Below are 14659 nucleotides of genomic sequence, written 5' to 3'. Positions count from 1 at the left end.
CCCCCCCCCCCCCCCCCCCCCCCCCCCCCCCCCCCCCTCGGCGGCGGCCGCGGCCTGCGCGCCCGGCGGCCAAGATCGCAAAAATGTGGGTTAAGGGAGGAGCGGGCCGGCTCCTATGGCGGGTCTGCCATAGGAGTCGGGGTCAGCTGAGGCGGCGCTCGACCTGGTCCAGGAGCTCGGCGCGCTCGCGCTCGGAGCGGCGCCGTACGTCGGCGAGCACCTGCAGATCGAGGATGGCCTCGATGCCGTTGCGCACGATGGCGGTGAGCTGGTCGGGGCTGAGGGCCTCGGCCTGGACGGTCTCGCGCATGAAGGCGCCGCGGCGGTCGGTGGCCTTCTGCGGGGCGGTGATCAGCCGGTGCTCGCGGACCTGCTCAGGTGTCACGGCAAGCCGTGTCACGGTGGGCGGCTCGGCGTCCATGCCGGCGACGAACGCGGCCACGTCCTCGGCGGCCGCGTCTGCCATCGACAAGCCGCTGGGGTCCAGGTCGCCGATGCTGAGCACGGTGGTGGGCACCGGGGAGTAGGCGATGCGCTGGGCGGCGTCGTGCTTGGCGCCGACGGACTCGAATCCGCCGGAGGAGTACACGGCCACGTCGTACTCGTTGGCCACGTTGCTGATCATGGGCAGCATGCCGGAGGCCTCCGCCCAGATCTCGACGGTGCGGGGCTGCCCCTCGGTCAGCACCCGCTTGTAGTAGCGGGCGGAGGACTTGATGGCTCGCCAGAAATGTTCGGGGTTGTCGTAGCCGCTGGGGCCGCCCAGCGATTCGGCGCGGTCGTCGCGGATGTGGTGCATGGGGATGATGCGGGCCCGCCGGGCCCGGTTCACGGCCTCGCACAGCCGCTCGTAGGCCTGCTCCGTCTTGGGGTAGTCGTGGGCTCCGACCAGCCGGTAAAAGACCTGGCGCGCGGTCATCGGGAGGTGTTCGCGGTACTCGTCCAGGACGGCCTGCACCTGCTCGATCAGCTGCAGGGTGTGGGCCTTGGGGGCCCAGGGGGCGAACCCCCTGGGCCGGGTGCGCTTGTAGGCGCGGCCGGAGACGGCACCGCTGGGCCGGCGGCGGCTGGGCGCCTCGTCCTCGTTCGGGTGACCGGTCAACTCCGGGCCTCCTGGGCGTGGGCGGCGGCCCGGCGAACGTAGTCGAGGGTGACGGCCCACAGCTGGCGGCCGGTGTCTCCGTCGGCATCGATCCAGGCGGCGGCGCTGGCGTTGGCGGCCGCGCGGCCCCACAGATCGGCGGCGGCGCCGGCGTGGGAGGCCTCGGCGGCCCGGAGGGCCGTCACGAACTCCTCCGGGCCGTGCTGGGGGCCAACGTAGCTGGTGGGAAGCCAGGGAGCGAGGGTGTGGCGGAGCTCGGCGAAGGCCTCCGCGATGAAGTCGTCGGCGAGGGTGTCGGCGTCGGTGTCCACTGTGTGCTGCCTCTCTCTGGTGTGGCCGGGGCCTGGGCTCCGGGGTGGTGGTGTCAGTTGTCGTCGGTGGTGGTGCGGTTGAGGCGCTGGGCGAGGCGTTCGCCCAGTTTCCGGGCGGCCGTCGCGCGGGATTCTTCCCGCGCGGCCGCGGGGCTGCGGCGGTCCTGCTTGCGGCGGGCGGCCTTGTCGGCGCGGGCACGGGCGAGTACGTCGGCCCGGGTGGCACCCGGGGTGGGGGTGTCGTCCTGGTCCTCGCCGTACTGGGCGAGGTGGACGTGCTCGGGCTCGCGCCAGTACTGGGAGCTGATGCCCCACTGCGCGTAGGTCTGCTCCCACCTGGCCTGCTCGTCGCGGCGGCGCTGTGCGGCGGCGGCCTGGGCGCGGGCCCTGGCGTCCTCGGCCCGGGGGTCGTGCTCGGAATCGGGCAGGGGCTTGGCCGCGGTGTCGGTAAGGCGGGCGCGGATCGTGTCGCGGTCGTGCTGGGTGGTCTTGTCCCAGTAGGTGACGTGGCGGGCCTGCTCGACGGGACGGCGGCGGGGGCCGGTGGTGGTGCGGCACGACCGGATGTAGCGCCACAGGCGCCAGGCTCCGAGCCGGCCGACCGCATCCGCCTTGTGGGTGAGGCGGCCCCACTGGTCCCGGCGGACGATGTTGCTGGTCAGCATCTCGAAGAGCAGGGCGGGGGTGGCCCCTTGGCGGAGCGCGAGCTCGATGACGTGGTGCAGGTCAGTCCACGCGGATCCCGTGAACGAGCCGCTGGCGCCCTCCGGTCCGTCGGTGGGCAAAAACACCTCGTCACGGCCGAGTTGGCAGCGCCAGGAGTGCCACACCCGGCGCTGGACCCTCCAGGCCACGGCGCCAGGGTCGTCACCGAACGCCTCACCGCACCGCTTTTGTGTAGGTGCCGCCGAAGGCGTCGTTCTTGTCTTTGCCATGTGGTCGTCACCGGCGCCCGCCCTACTACTACCGGTGGGTTGGTAACCACATAGTTGTGAGAACCCCCTCGCGTATAGAGGAGACGCTTTGCCATCATCCCCAGCGGACATCAGGCGGCGGACTCGGGCGGTCATTTCGGCGGCGCGGTCGGGGTCGGCCACGGCGATGCACCGGAGGTCCGGCGTCGCGGCGGGCTTGACCGCGGCGGGGGCGGTGAGGGCGGCCCGGGGCTCTTCGACGGGCTCCCATCCGGGCCAGGGGTCGGCGGCGCTGTGGGCCTGCTGCCACTGGGTCCGCAGCTCGTGGGCGACGGCGGCGGCCTTGCTGTCGGTGGGGTGTTCCCAGCGCGCCGCGGCGCCGAACTCCCGCCCGGCCTGCTCGGCGTGCTCGGGCGCCGCCAGGAGAGCCGCGGCGGGGACGGCGGCCGCGGGCGGGGCCTGGCGGGTCGTCAGGCGGCCGTAGGCGGCGTCCTCGTCGGGGTCCTCGGCCTCGGGCAGGTCCCAGACACGCAGCTCGCGCATGAGGTCCTCGGGCAGGTCAGAGGGGATAGCATCGGCCCGCAGGGACAGGGCGTAGACCGCGCGGCGGCCCGGCGCAGGGGCTACGGCCTTCTCCGCCCAGCCCAGCCGGTACAGCGCTGTCATGTCGGCCCAGAAGCGGTCATTGCCGATCTGGTGCACGCACGCGTACCGCTCGGCGAGCGCCATCCCCCCGTCAACCTGGTCCGTGGCCCAGCGCCCTTCGACACGGCCCGTCGCAGGATCGAGCCGCTGCTGGGTGAGGAACTGCACCAGCCGGAAGGCGGTGGGGGGCAGCTGGCCGCGGGCGTGCGCGATCGACGCCAGCCGGAAATGCGTGGTCAGGCGCAGGTCAGGGCACCGCAGTACCGCCAGCCGGGGGGCAGGTTCGGCCTGCCCGGCGGCCGCACGCGGGCCGGGTACCGATTCCCGTACGGAGCGGGACGAATTGCACTTTTCTGAGGTGGCAGCCGTATCGACAAGTCGCCTCGACACTCGCCCGGTTGATGGCAAACCGGTGCCGTCACCTCGGCGTCTTGCTACTATGAGAGCCGCCTCGGTGCTAAATGAGCGCAGAAAGCCCCCACCCGGGCCGGCCTAGGAAACCGGACCAGCGGGCGCTGGATGAGCTGATGTGTGGATCGGGGATCTCAGCCGTTAGGGCCTCTCACAACCGCGTGGGCTGGGATCCCGGGACTGGGGCAGAGCGGCCGCCGCCGGTGTAGGAGTTGCCGGGGCGGGATCGCATTCCCCCTCAGATCAACTGGCCTCCTGAAGGGCTGCGTCGTTCCGGGCCGCCTGCTGGCTCTGCCGCTGCTGATGAAGCGCCAGAAGCGCCTGGCGGACCACCTCGGCACCGCTCACACCCATCTCCTCGATGAGCACGCGATACACCCGGTGGGCCTCCTCGTCGGGCTGCAGTACGGCGGCCGCGCGCACCGGCTTGTCCGGCGCGAACACACCGGTCTTGCGGGGCTGTGCCATTCCTCGTACTCCTGCCATGGGAAAGATCCTAGTCCTTTCGGCACTGTGGTGGTACACCGTTTCCGGCGAGTCGTGAGATTTCTTGGGGACTCATGTTCCCCGTGCGCTGATGTAGGCGAATCGTCCGTGGCTGTCGGCCGGTTGACGGTACGGCAGCCGGCACCCTCCCGGCGCTCCAGCGGTGATGTCCCGCCCCGCGGTCGTGCGGCGCCGGGACTGAGGGTCATGTCGGCACGCGGACGCCCTTCCAGCCGTGTCCCAGTCCGCGCCTCCGGCCTCGCCGTGCGGTCACCGCGGCGGCCTCGGCTTCGGAAGCGGCTGTGGGCTCCAGCAGGCGCTGGCGCAGTGCGGTGGTCGCGGCTGGGACGGCGGCGAGGATGCGGGCGGCGTCGGGGCTGATCTGACCGAGGGCTGTGGTCAGGGCCTCGATGGCCTCGACGGCGTCCTCCACAGCAGCCAGACTCCAGGCGCCGGGAGTCGTCACGGCGTAGCGAGATTGCATGCCGCTTCCGCTGCCTGGTCGGCTCGCTCCTCGACGCCCGGCGCCGCCTTGCTCATGCTCATGCCCTCCCAACGATTCCCCCTCCGCCAACGATGCTCCGCCTCCCCAAGGAGCCTTCTTCGGTGCAAAAAGGGAGAAAAGGCGCCCCGGATAAAAGGATCTCCTTTAAGATAAAGGCCATGGACAAAACAAAGGTGACTGCGTGGATCTTCGCGGGGCAGGCAGGCAGGCTCGCGGGCCTTTCAAAGAAGTACCGGGAAGAGCAGACGGCGACCCGGAAAGCGCTTATCCGGAAGGGTAAAGAACCACGTGAGGCGCGCATCCTGATCGCGCGGATGCGAGAGGAACACTGGCCGAGTCTGGAGTCGGTGGTGGCCCAGGCGATCGGCCTGCGCCTGGCGGAGGAGGACCTGTCCGGCCCGTGGGAGCCGCTGACTGCTCATGAGCTTGACCTGCTCGCGCTGTCCGGCCGGTGGCCGGGGCCGAGCATTCACGGCCTGGTGCAGCGCAACTACGCGCTTCCGTCTGACCTGGTGCTGTCTTTGCGTACGGCGGCCTGGCGGGTCTCCGAGCCGTATCTGACGGAGCTGGGCCGGCGCGGCCTGGTCGGCGCGGGCCTGAAGCTGACGGAGCAGCAGCGCGAGCACCGCGACCAGCTCGCGGCCCCGCTGCACTCCCCCGCCCGGATCATCCGCCAGGCCCTGAGCCGGTACGGGCCGCAGCCCAAGCAAGCTCCCCCGTCCGAGTGACGCGCCCTCAATTTTTAAAAGGATCTCCTTTCAGATAACTCGCTCCGCGCATGCGTGGATATGCGGGGTCTGTTTCTCGCCGATAATCCGGGTTGGAATGTTTAAAAATGAGGTCTGGTGGGTGTACTGCTGCTACCGTTGAATTTCCCCGGAACTTCCTGGAGGTACATGTGAGCGCGGTGGAGGGCCTGCCTGGTGGGCGGTGTGCCGGTTTCCCTGTGTCGGCCCGTCACTTTTCGTCACACTCATGGGACGTGACGGATCGTCGCGGCGGACGGTACGGGAGCCGGTGATGGGCGGCGAATCGGCGGCGTGCGCTCAGTGCAGGAAGGAGCTACCTCCCAGCCGTGGAGGCCGTCCCCGGACGTACTGCTCCGGGGCCTGCCGGATGCGCAAGCTGCGGACCAAACAGCGGGGCAGCAAAGAGGAGTTGCAGGAGCGGGCGCGGGTGGCAGTGGAGGCGCTGGACCCCCTCGCCGCCGACGAGCTGCTGACACTGCCCTCCCTGGATGAGGAGCAGCTGCGGGCGGTGATCCAGTACGCGCGGGCGGCGCGCGCGGCGCTGAACTCCATGTACGGCGCACTCGGCGTGGAGAAAACCGTGCTGGACCTGGCGGCCGCGCGGCCTGCGGAGGTCGCGAAGCGGCGGAAGGAGCAGCCGGAACGGGCCGTCACTCCCCCGGAGGTGACGAAAGCGCGGCCGGTGCCGGCGTGTGCGGCGGTGTCGGTCGGCGGGCTGACGCCCACCTCGGAACAGGGTGCTGTGATCGACGTGTGCAGCTCCGGGGAGAACCTGGTGGTGGAGGCCGGGGCCGGGTCCGGCAAGACCACCACGCTCAAGATGGCGGCGACCGTGATGAAAAACCGCCGCGGGCTGTACCTGGCGTTCAACAAGGCGATCGCCACGGACGCCAGGAAAAGTTTCCCGTCTCAGGTGACGTGCTCGACGGCGCACGCGCTGGCCTGGCGCGCGGTGGGCCGCGACTACGCGCACCGGTTCAACATCCGCGTGCCGGCGCGTCGTGTGGCGGAGGTGCTGCGCATCCTGGAGCCGCTGCGGGTGGATGCACACCTCGTCCTGGCGCCGGAACAGCTGGCCCGGATGGCCTCCGAGACGGTTGATACGTACTGCCACTCCGCGGACAGGGAGATCCGGCCGGTGCATGTCCCCAGGCTGGAGGGGGTCGCCCCGCGCGACATGGACGCGCTGCGCGGCGAGCTGGTCCCCCATGCCCGGCGGATGTGGGAGGAGGCCCAGCGCATCGACAGCCCGTTGAGGTATCCCCATGACTACTACCTCAAGCGGTGGGCCCTGGGGAATCCTCAACTCCCGTGCGATTACGTCCTGTTGGATGAGGCCCAGGACTCGAACCCCGTGATCGCCCACCTGGTCCAGTCACAGCAGTCACAGCGAATCGCCGTAGGGGACTCTGCTCAGGCCATCTACGGCTGGCGCGGGGCGGTGGACGCCCTGGCCACCTGGCCCGCCAAGCACCGGCTCTACCTGCAGCAGTCTTGGCGGTTCGGGCAGGCCGTCGCCGATCACGCCAACCTGTGGCTGCAGGAGATCAGCTCTCCCATCCGGCTGATCGGCAATCCGGGCCGTGCGTCCGTCGTCGGCCTGGTCGCCGCACCGGACGCGGTGCTGTGCCGGACCAACGCGGAGGCGGTCTCCCGCGCCATGAGCGCCCTGGAGGCGGGGCGGCGCCCGGCCCTGGTGGGCGGCGGCCGCCAGATCCGGGCCCTGGCGGAGGCGGCGCTCGACCTGCAGGCAGGCAAAGCCACCGCGCATCCGGAGCTGGTGGCCTTCGCCAGCTGGGACCAGCTGCGGCAGTACGTACGCGATGAACAGGCGGGGCGGGACCTTGCCGTGTTCGTCAAGCTGATCGATGACCACGGTCCTGAGTCCGTCATCGACACGGTGAAGAACCTGGTGGAGGAGCGGTACGCGGACGTGGTGCTGTCCACCGCGCACAAGGCCAAGGGCCGCGAGTGGGGCTCCGTCGCGATCGCCGGCGACTTCACCCCACCCCGGCAGGAGGACGGCGTGTACGACGCGCTGCGGCGGGATGAGGCCATGCTCGCGTACGTGGCCGTCACCCGCGGCAAGGACGCGCTGGACACAGGCGGGCTGTCCTGGATTCACGACTACCTCGACGCCCGCCGGCGCGGGCAGACCGGCGGACTCTACGCCACCGACTGAGCGTCACCCTGGCCCCCGTGACGAACATCCCCGGCCTTACGTCACCACTCCCCCGGTGACGCAAGGGAGACCGGAGGACGGCCCGGTGACGGGCGTGGGGCAGCGGCCTGCCGGTGCAGGGTTCGTATGATGCGAGCATGACGACCTCTGCACCCGATGCGGCGCCGGTGCCGGCGCCTGGCCAGGCGGGCCCGTGCGGGCGGTGCCGCCGGAGCTGTACGCGCTACGGGGTGGGGGCTAAAAGTGTCTGCCGTGAGTGCTGGGAAGTGATCTTGGAGGCTCGCGCACGGGGGTCGGTGCCGGAACGGCCCGCCCTGCAGCAGTAGGGCCCGGCCGCCCCTGGGCCGAAACCGTGTTGCTGTGGTCTCTCCCATGGACGGAAAGGCGGAGACCCCGGCCGTTGCGGGGAATCGCGGGCCGGGGTCTCGGTGCCGCCGCCAACCTCGTGAGGGAGGACCGATTCGCACGGGGCGGCGGGGCAGTCTGGGGCGTTCGCGGGTCAGTTGGCAGCGGCTGGTGGGAGCTTCTGTGACGGGTGACGCTGCGCGTAGTGCAGGCGCAGTTTCGTCCTGAGGTCGGTGGCATCGGCGTGTGCGCCGGCAGCGTCCGCCCGCTTGATCGCCTGGGTCAGCATCTGGCAGCGGAGGCAGTCATCTGAGGGGTTGGTCATGGGTCAGACCTTTGTGTGGGCTTCAGCGATGAGACGTTCGCCAACGTGGACGTGGTGGACGAGTGAGGCAACGACGGCCTCGCACAACCAGTCGGCGGGGGTGACGGGGGGCACGGTGAACACGGGCGGGACGATCCAGCTGCGGCGGCATTCAGCGCGGCGGTTGGCCCGGCGGGTGGCATGTGGTGAGGGCCAGCGCATGTGACCAGAGGCGGCCCAAACCGTGCCGTACAGCTCGGGCCAGATGGGGCCCCCGCCACGCTCGACAATGAACTCGACAACTCCGCGCGGGGGAACGTCCAGCACCGGGCCCAGCTGGATGCCCCGCTCGGTGAGTCCGCTGATCACGTCCCGCCCTACCGCGGCAGTGACCCGCAGCACGTCCCATAATCGGCCGACGGGAACGTCTGCGGCCCGGCCCGCTTCCCAGGCCTGGCGTACGGCGGCTCTATCCGCCCCAGCGGCTCCTGCCCAGTTCAGGGCTGGCTCAACGATGTTCATGCTGCCTCCTGATGGGTTTCGCAGACCCGTACGCGCCATGTCTGCTTGCCGTCGGTGGCGACGGTGGTCACGGTGCCGGCGGGGTACAGATGGCGCCCGGTGCGGCCGCAGATGATGCAGGCACGGCCCTGTAGTCGTGGCAGGCGGGCCAGGTCGGAGAGGCTGCGGCGTAACCGATATGCGCGGCTGATACGGGGCGGTGCGGTCTGCTGGCCGTCGGCGGCCTGGGCCTGACGGGTGGTCAGTTGCATACGCGCTCCATTCGCCGTGACCCGAAGATCAACAACGAGCAATCAGCTCACTACATCCCGTAGCGGGATCCCCATTAGAATCCTCTATGCAATCCCATGAGACAAGCCCAGCAGCGAATCCCGCCCGTAACGAGGGAACTTCGGAGGTGACGGGGCATGGCTGACCGGCCGCGACGCAATGAGGCAGACTTGCACCCAGCAAACCCACCACGACAACGGCGGCGGAGAGGGGGGCGGGTGAGCGACCCAAACGGGCCGACCGTCCGGCGTAGGCGCCTGGGCGGCGAGCTGCGACGGCTCCGCGAGCGGGCGAAACTCGATCAGCGGGACGCGGCCAGGGCTCTGGAATGCTCAACGTCCAAGGTCAGCCGCATGGAGAAGGGGCAGGGCCTCCCCAAGGCGATGGAGCTGGATGCCCTGCTCACCCTGTACGGCGTCTCGAACGCGGACGAGCGGAGCAAGCTTCACGCGATCCGGAGTGAGGCCTCCGAAACCGGATGGTGGGAGCAAGCGGAGTACGAGGAAGTTCTGCCATCAGGCCTGGGCGTTTATGTCGGTCTGGAATACGACGCCTCACAGGTCATGGCCTGGGAACTCGGGATCATCCCGGGCCTGTTGCAGACCCCCGACTACGCGCGGGAAGTCTTCGCCGGCAACCCCGACAGGGACCGCCTGGTGGATGTGCGCATGAAGCGTCAGGCCCGTCTGACGGCCAGCAGTGAGCCGCTGAAGCTCTTGGCAATCGTCGATGAGTGGGCGCTACGGCGTCCCATCGGCGGGCCCGCCGTCATGCGTGAACAGCTCAAGTCGCTGGCGGCTGCTGCCGGGCCAGAGCGCCCCAATGTGACGATCCGGGTGTACCCCGGCCAAGACCTGCGGTACCACCCGGGGCTACGCGGCTCGTTCACGATCTTGGATTTCGGCCCTTCGGATCCGCTGATCGGCTACGTCGATTCCCCCGCGGGCAACACCTTCATGGAGCGAGACCGACAGGTGACCGCTCTTACCCTCGCGTTCGAACGCCTCAAAGCTGGAGCGCTCGACGTCTCTGAATCCGCGGCGCTGTTGGACGATCTCGCCGCAAAGGAGTAGTTGCATGAACACCACCCCGCCCACCGTTGACTTCGCCTCTCTGAAGTGGATAAAGGCGCGCAAGAGCAGTGATCAAGGGGCGTGCGTAGAGATGGCCGCAGCCCCGGAGGGGTGGGTGGCACTGCGGGACAGCAAGCGCCCGGAGGCTGAGCCGTTCTTGTTCCTGCCTTCAGAGATCGAGGCGTTCCTCGACGGAGCGAAGCGCGGCGAATTCGATCATCTCGTCTGAGCCCATACAGCGTCGGTGGGGGCCACTTCTCGGAAGTGGCCCCCACCTGCATGTACAGGGCCGAGCGAGTTCGCGCTACACGAGCGCTGGCGTCTGCGGTTCCGTGCGGGGGTGTGCAACTCCCGCTCCGGCAAGGGTGCGGGAAGCCGCGCTCCCTCGCTGCTGGGTCTCGTCGGCTGTGCGGTCGTGTGCATCGGTCTGTGTAGTGAGTGCATGTGCGGTGAGGCGCGCGAGCTCGGTACGGAACTCGCCCAACCATTTCCGTACCGTGCTGGGATCGCGGTCGCACTCCGCGGCGAGTTGGTCGTCGGACGGCTCGATGCCGTGTGCACGGACGTGCAGCTGGTACAGCTCCCATCCGCGGACCTTGGCGGGGCTCGTCCAGCGCGGCGGCTCGTAGGCCGTCGGGCTCGTCAGGGCGTCCAGTAGCTCGTCCTTGGCGTGCTGGAGTGCCACGGCGGCAGCCTGCCGTTCCTCGGCGAGCGCGTGAGCCTCCTGCCGGGCCTCCTCGGCCTTGCGGCGTTCGTCCTGGAGGTCCTGCGCTGCTTGTTTCTGTTCGGCAACGAGGCGGCGGAGTTCAGAGGCTGCATTGTCGCGGTGCTGGGCGGCTTCGGCTGCCTGGTTGCGGAGTTCTTTGATCTGGCGCCGGGCGTCCTCTACTGCGGCATTCGCTGAGCGTTGAGCCTCCTCGGCCTTGCGCTTGGCCTCTATGGCAGCGCTGGCGTCTGCGGAGGCCTTCTCAGCCTTGTGCTGGAGGTTGGACAGGGTGGTGGACGCGTCCCGTACTTGCTGGTGGGCATCGCGTACGGCCCGTTCCGCCCTGGCCTTCTCACCCTCGGTCGCCTCGACGCTGTCTCGGAGGTGAGTGGCGTTGTCCTGGGCGTCCTTGGCCGCCTTCTGGGCCGTGCTGAGCAGCTGATGGGCTGCCTTGGCCTCTTCCTGCAGCTCGGCGAGCTGTCGGCGTGCGTCCTCGGCCTCGTTGGCAATCCGCTCGCGCTCGCGCTCAGCCTCGGTCTGTTGGGCCTGGGCATCCTTGGCAGTCTTCTGGGCCTGGGCAGCGTCACGCTGGATCCGCTGGAGGTCTGCCTCTGCTGCAGCGCGGGCCTCCTCGGCCTTCGCGGCTGCTTCCTGGGCCTCGGTGGCCTTGGCGCCGGCCAGGATCGCCTCGGCGGAGGGCACGATGGCCAGTTCCTCCATGAGGGTCATGAACCGCTTGGGCTCGCGGGGGTTGATGCGGGCAAGTTCGCCAACGCGTCCGCCCGTGGCCAGGTGGCGGGCCAGATCGAGCATCGCGGCGGTATCGGTGGCTACCCCTGCGGCGTCAACAGCGCCCTTGGCGCGGGCGGTAAGGGCCTGCACTTCGGCCTTGGCGCGGTTCCGCTCGCGGGGCCTGGCGTCCTCCGGGAGTTTGTCCTGCCGGTCCAGGGCACCGCCAAGGCGGCTCAGGGCGGCGGCAGCGAGCCGGATGCGGGCCTGCTGGGGTACGCGGTCGTCTGCGGCCTCTGCGGGGTCCAGGTGGAGCCGGGCGAAGACCCGGGCCCACATGTGCCGGTAGCCGAGCTGCACCAGGAGGACGGGGCCGGGCGGGCGTTCGTCGTCCGCGCCGGCGTTGGCGCACAGCTTCTTGTCGAGCTCGTGCTCGACGAATCGTGCGGCCAGTGGCGGCACGATGGCGAAAGCGACCTTCGCGTAGATGTTGCCGGGCGCGTGAACGGCGTTGAACAGCGAGGACAGTGCCACGAGCATCCACGCCATACGGCGTGTGCGACGCATGGGGCGTGTCCACTTCTTCGCCTCGCCGGCGGACCGGTACAGACTGATGAAGCACAGCGCCTCGGCCACATCGAACAGGGCGACGAAAGGTACGGCGAACAGCAGCGGGAGCTGCATGGTCTGCGTGGCGAACCCAAGGAGCCCATGCAGCGATACGACCATGCCGCAGATGCCCAGCACGGCGAGCGGTCCAGCGTCTGCCATCACACTGCGGACCTGGCGGCCCAGCTCCCGCTGCTGGGCCCGACGCGCTGCTACATCCCGTGCGCGCGACCGCCACAGAGCGCGCACCGCCACGAACGCCACCGCCAGGACGGTGAGGGCGAGCGCTGCGGCCGCCAGGACGATCGACCATGCGGGCGCTCCGTCCAGCGCCCGCGTGAGGTGGTGAATCAACGGCCTGCCCTCCCCCGGCCCAGTTGGTGTGCAGCAGTGAGGGGCGGCGTCGCCAGGAGCCCCACAGGGGCCGTAGGCTGGTGGAGATGCATCGGGGAGGTTCCTCTCCTCGGTCGTGGCTCCGGGGTCTCGCTGGCCGGCGACCCGGAGCCTTCACGCTTTTATGCGGGTATAAATGCACGCGCCCAAACAGGCTTACGATCACGCCTGCACAAGGTTTCACGCGTCTAAACTTCAACGCGCACAAGAGTGCATGGTACTCGCCACGACCTGCACAGGTAGTCACACAGCCCGCCACGGCGCAGCACACAAGCGCACCTCTTTAAGCAGTTTCACATTTATACACGCATAAAAGCAAGAGGGCTGGTGCACAAGTTGCACGTGCACCAGCCCTCTTCTCAGCCCGCCTACCGCCGCGGTCGCCCGCGCTTGCCCTCGGTCTGCACAGGGCCGCTCAGCATCTGCACAATCTCACTCGGCGTCAACTGCTCTTCCAGGCGTCGGAGGGCGAGCCGCAGAACGGCCGCGTTCGGGACCTTCTCCCGTCGTGCCGTCGCCGCATCCGCGATGCGCCACAGAAAATCCATGTTCTCTTGGTCGTAGTAGAAGGGAATGGATGGCGGGCGCTTGGTCTTGGCCAGCAGCGATTCGGCCTCGCGGCGCTGCCGCTCTTCCTCGTCCCGGCGTTCCTGCTCCTCTGCGGCTTTGCGCGCAGCCTCTTCCTCCGCGGCTTTGCGCGCAGCCTCTTCCTCCGCAGCTTTACGCGCGGCCTCTTCCGCCGCAGCCTTCCGCTCAGCCTCGCGGCGCTGCCGTTCAGCCTCCCGCTCGGCCAACAGTTTGGCCTGGTCCTCTTCCGGGCTGGGGGCTGTCCGGGGGTTGCGCGAACCACCCGGGTCGCGGCTCTTGCGCCCTCGGCGTTTGCGCTCCTCGGCCTCCGCCTCCAGGTCATCAAGCCCGTCAGGCGCCATAGTTGATCACCCGATCCACAACCTGATCCATCTGGTCCACGAAGGGGCGGGCCCGCTGAGGCACCGGCTCGGAGCAGACGGCGTAGTTCCGCGTCCGCTGCTCAAGCCACGGATAGAAATCGACCTTGGGGCCAACAGGCACGTTGTACTCGGTGACCAACTCGCGGAGCTTCTTGCGCGCCCACGGCTTCGGCGCTTTGATCTTGTTCGGAACGACTAGCAGCGGGTAGTCAGAGAGCTCGTCCAGCATGCCGTCTAGGGCATTGAGGCTCTCCTTCGTCAGAACCGCTGGCACCACAACAACATCAGCGCCGTTGACGGCTCCGTACGTGGCTTCGCTTCCTCCGGGGTGGGTGTCAAAGACACCGGGCCGGCGCCAATCGGTCACCCACTGGTACAGGGTGTCGGTGATGGTGTCCCTGTCGGGCTGCTCGTGCTGCCAGTCCGGGTGGGAGGGCAGCAGATCTGCTTTCCGATTCCCCCGGATCGGGCTCGGGGTGCGGTTCTTGCTGAAGGCGTCCAAAAGAGGGGCGCGGACGTAGTTTTCGTGCCGATACCCCATGGAACGTGTAGATCCGCCTAGATCCCAGTCGAAATCAGCTAGAACACCACCAAGGAGATAGGCGAGTTCCCGGGCAAAAGTGGACTTACCGTCTCCACCTTTCCAGGCGGCGACTGCCACGACCGGCGGTCGAACCCCGTTCCCTGCCGACCACTCTGCAAGCGTCTTAGACATGCAAGCCATTATGCGGGCATAAATGTGCGGTGCCATGCCCCCACGGGCGGGCCGCTTGAGCTAGGCTGTTATTTATGCAGGCATAAATGCATAATCTACTGGCCCGCTGACCTGCACAAACACAAGAGGCCGGGGTGATGTCCCGGCCTCTTGGTCGCCGACCCTGGACACGGTTTGCGTCTCGTTGTCCTGGGTCTGAATCCCTGTTGGAGGATCTGATGCTCAGGGTAGAGGAGTGTCTGCCGGACGGGCGTGTGCGCGTCCTGGAGGCGCGTGCGGTCCCGGTAGCTGCGGGCCCGATGCGGTTTGCTGTGGGCCGGATGACGGGGCGTCCGGAGCCGGCGTCGCGTCGGCGGTTCGATGACGACCTGTGCGCGCTGGCGCTGGCTGTGGGGGTGATGGGCTGATGGCTGATCAGTTGAAAGACGTGAACGCAGTGGAGCTGCCGGAGCTGCTGCGGGCGGCATTGGAGACCCGGCGGCGGGAGGCGCATCGAGGGCTGGTGCAGGTGATGGCGACGGCGCCGACCACGGTGGCCCGTGTGGAGCCGGTGGACGAGCTGGGGCGGATCGCGGCAGGACTGAATGTCCTGACCCGTTCGGGCCCGGCGGTGGTCTACATCGACCGCTGGTCGGCTGCGGTGCGGCTGGGCAGGGCTGAGGCGTCCTGACCTGCTGGATCTGAACAGCGTGAGGGGGACCGCGGTTTCGCGGTCCCCCTCACGCTGTTCGGAGGTCG

The 14659-nt window shown here is 69.0% G+C and carries 16 protein-coding genes; 5 read left to right on the top strand and 11 right to left on the bottom strand.

The genetic code is table 11. The features are described from left to right. Nucleotides 1–142: 142 nt before the first annotated feature. The 5 genes from AC4IJH_RS37125 to AC4IJH_RS37105 all read right to left on the bottom strand — a co-directional run bounded on the left by AC4IJH_RS37125 (nucleotide 143) and on the right by AC4IJH_RS37105 (nucleotide 4353). Nucleotides 143–1102 (bottom strand): hypothetical protein, encoded by a 960-nt coding sequence (locus tag AC4IJH_RS37125; protein WP_490856401.1) that lies wholly within the window; start codon nucleotides 1100–1102, stop codon nucleotides 143–145. Beyond that, on the bottom strand, nucleotides 1099–1413 hold the full coding sequence (locus AC4IJH_RS37120; RefSeq protein WP_490856400.1) for a hypothetical protein: 315 nt from the start codon (nucleotides 1411–1413) through the stop codon (nucleotides 1099–1101). Before AC4IJH_RS37120 ends, AC4IJH_RS37125 begins: the two co-directional genes overlap by 4 nt. A 53-nt stretch (nucleotides 1414–1466) precedes the next feature. Next, nucleotides 1467–3362, bottom strand: a complete 1896-nt coding sequence (locus AC4IJH_RS37115; protein ID WP_490856399.1) for a hypothetical protein — start codon at nucleotides 3360–3362, stop codon at nucleotides 1467–1469. 264 nt (nucleotides 3363–3626) lie between these two features. After that, the gene (locus tag AC4IJH_RS37110) at nucleotides 3627–3851 is read right to left on the bottom strand and encodes a hypothetical protein (protein ID WP_490856398.1); all 225 of its coding nucleotides are present in this window, start codon (nucleotides 3849–3851) and stop codon (nucleotides 3627–3629) included. Between the two features lie 223 nt (nucleotides 3852–4074). After that, nucleotides 4075–4353 carry a hypothetical protein gene (locus AC4IJH_RS37105; protein ID WP_490856397.1) on the bottom strand — a complete coding sequence of 93 codons (279 nt, stop codon included), beginning with the start codon at nucleotides 4351–4353 and terminating at the stop codon, nucleotides 4075–4077. 335 nt (nucleotides 4354–4688) lie between these two features. Between AC4IJH_RS37105 and AC4IJH_RS37100 the strand changes: the two genes are divergently transcribed. Both AC4IJH_RS37100 and AC4IJH_RS37095 read left to right on the top strand, forming a co-directional pair. Continuing rightward, a complete protein-coding gene (locus tag AC4IJH_RS37100; protein WP_490856396.1) occupies nucleotides 4689–5102 on the top strand; it encodes a hypothetical protein in 414 nt (137 codons plus the stop codon). A 388-nt stretch (nucleotides 5103–5490) separates the two neighbouring features. After that, nucleotides 5491–7305: a UvrD-helicase domain-containing protein gene (locus AC4IJH_RS37095; RefSeq protein WP_490856395.1), complete on the top strand. Its 1815-nt coding sequence runs from the start codon at nucleotides 5491–5493 to the stop codon at nucleotides 7303–7305. Between the two features lie 499 nt (nucleotides 7306–7804). Here AC4IJH_RS37095 and AC4IJH_RS37090 read toward each other — a convergent pair whose 3' ends face one another. From AC4IJH_RS37090 to AC4IJH_RS37080, 3 genes are read right to left on the bottom strand one after another with little or no spacing between them, the layout of a single operon-like run. After that, on the bottom strand, nucleotides 7805–7975 hold the full coding sequence (locus tag AC4IJH_RS37090) for a hypothetical protein (RefSeq protein WP_490856394.1): 171 nt from the start codon (nucleotides 7973–7975) through the stop codon (nucleotides 7805–7807). A gap of 3 nt (nucleotides 7976–7978) precedes the next feature. Then, on the bottom strand, nucleotides 7979–8476 hold the full coding sequence (locus tag AC4IJH_RS37085) for a hypothetical protein (protein ID WP_490856393.1): 498 nt from the start codon (nucleotides 8474–8476) through the stop codon (nucleotides 7979–7981). After that, on the bottom strand, nucleotides 8473–8727 hold the full coding sequence (locus AC4IJH_RS37080) for a hypothetical protein (RefSeq protein ID WP_490856392.1): 255 nt from the start codon (nucleotides 8725–8727) through the stop codon (nucleotides 8473–8475). Before AC4IJH_RS37080 ends, AC4IJH_RS37085 begins: the two co-directional genes overlap by 4 nt. A gap of 156 nt (nucleotides 8728–8883) precedes the next feature. On the opposite strand from AC4IJH_RS37080, the gene AC4IJH_RS37075 reads away from it, so the two are divergent. After that, complete coding sequence (locus tag AC4IJH_RS37075) at nucleotides 8884–9819, top strand: helix-turn-helix domain-containing protein (protein WP_490856391.1); 936 nt, start codon at nucleotides 8884–8886, stop codon at nucleotides 9817–9819. A gap of 4 nt (nucleotides 9820–9823) precedes the next feature. Then, nucleotides 9824–10048: a DUF397 domain-containing protein gene (locus AC4IJH_RS37070; protein WP_490856390.1), complete on the top strand. Its 225-nt coding sequence runs from the start codon at nucleotides 9824–9826 to the stop codon at nucleotides 10046–10048. A gap of 75 nt (nucleotides 10049–10123) precedes the next feature. Here AC4IJH_RS37070 and AC4IJH_RS37065 read toward each other — a convergent pair whose 3' ends face one another. The 3 genes from AC4IJH_RS37065 to AC4IJH_RS37055 form a co-directional block, all read right to left on the bottom strand. After that, nucleotides 10124–12217, bottom strand: a complete 2094-nt coding sequence (locus AC4IJH_RS37065; RefSeq protein ID WP_490856389.1) for a hypothetical protein — start codon at nucleotides 12215–12217, stop codon at nucleotides 10124–10126. A 407-nt stretch (nucleotides 12218–12624) separates the two neighbouring features. Beyond that, on the bottom strand, nucleotides 12625–13185 hold the full coding sequence (locus tag AC4IJH_RS37060) for a hypothetical protein (RefSeq protein ID WP_490856388.1): 561 nt from the start codon (nucleotides 13183–13185) through the stop codon (nucleotides 12625–12627). After that, nucleotides 13175–13921 carry a ParA family protein gene (locus tag AC4IJH_RS37055; protein ID WP_490856387.1) on the bottom strand — a complete coding sequence of 249 codons (747 nt, stop codon included), beginning with the start codon at nucleotides 13919–13921 and terminating at the stop codon, nucleotides 13175–13177. Before AC4IJH_RS37055 ends, AC4IJH_RS37060 begins: the two co-directional genes overlap by 11 nt. Before the next feature lie 406 nt (nucleotides 13922–14327). Here AC4IJH_RS37055 and AC4IJH_RS37050 point away from each other — a divergent pair, with 406 nt between their 5' ends. Then, the gene (locus AC4IJH_RS37050) at nucleotides 14328–14591 is read left to right on the top strand and encodes a hypothetical protein (protein ID WP_490856386.1); all 264 of its coding nucleotides are present in this window, start codon (nucleotides 14328–14330) and stop codon (nucleotides 14589–14591) included. Nucleotides 14592–14659: the final 68 nt, after the last annotated feature.

This window comes from Streptomyces sp. UF-297, from assembly GCF_058245575.1.
This window is presented reverse-complemented; position numbering and strand designations above follow the sequence as displayed.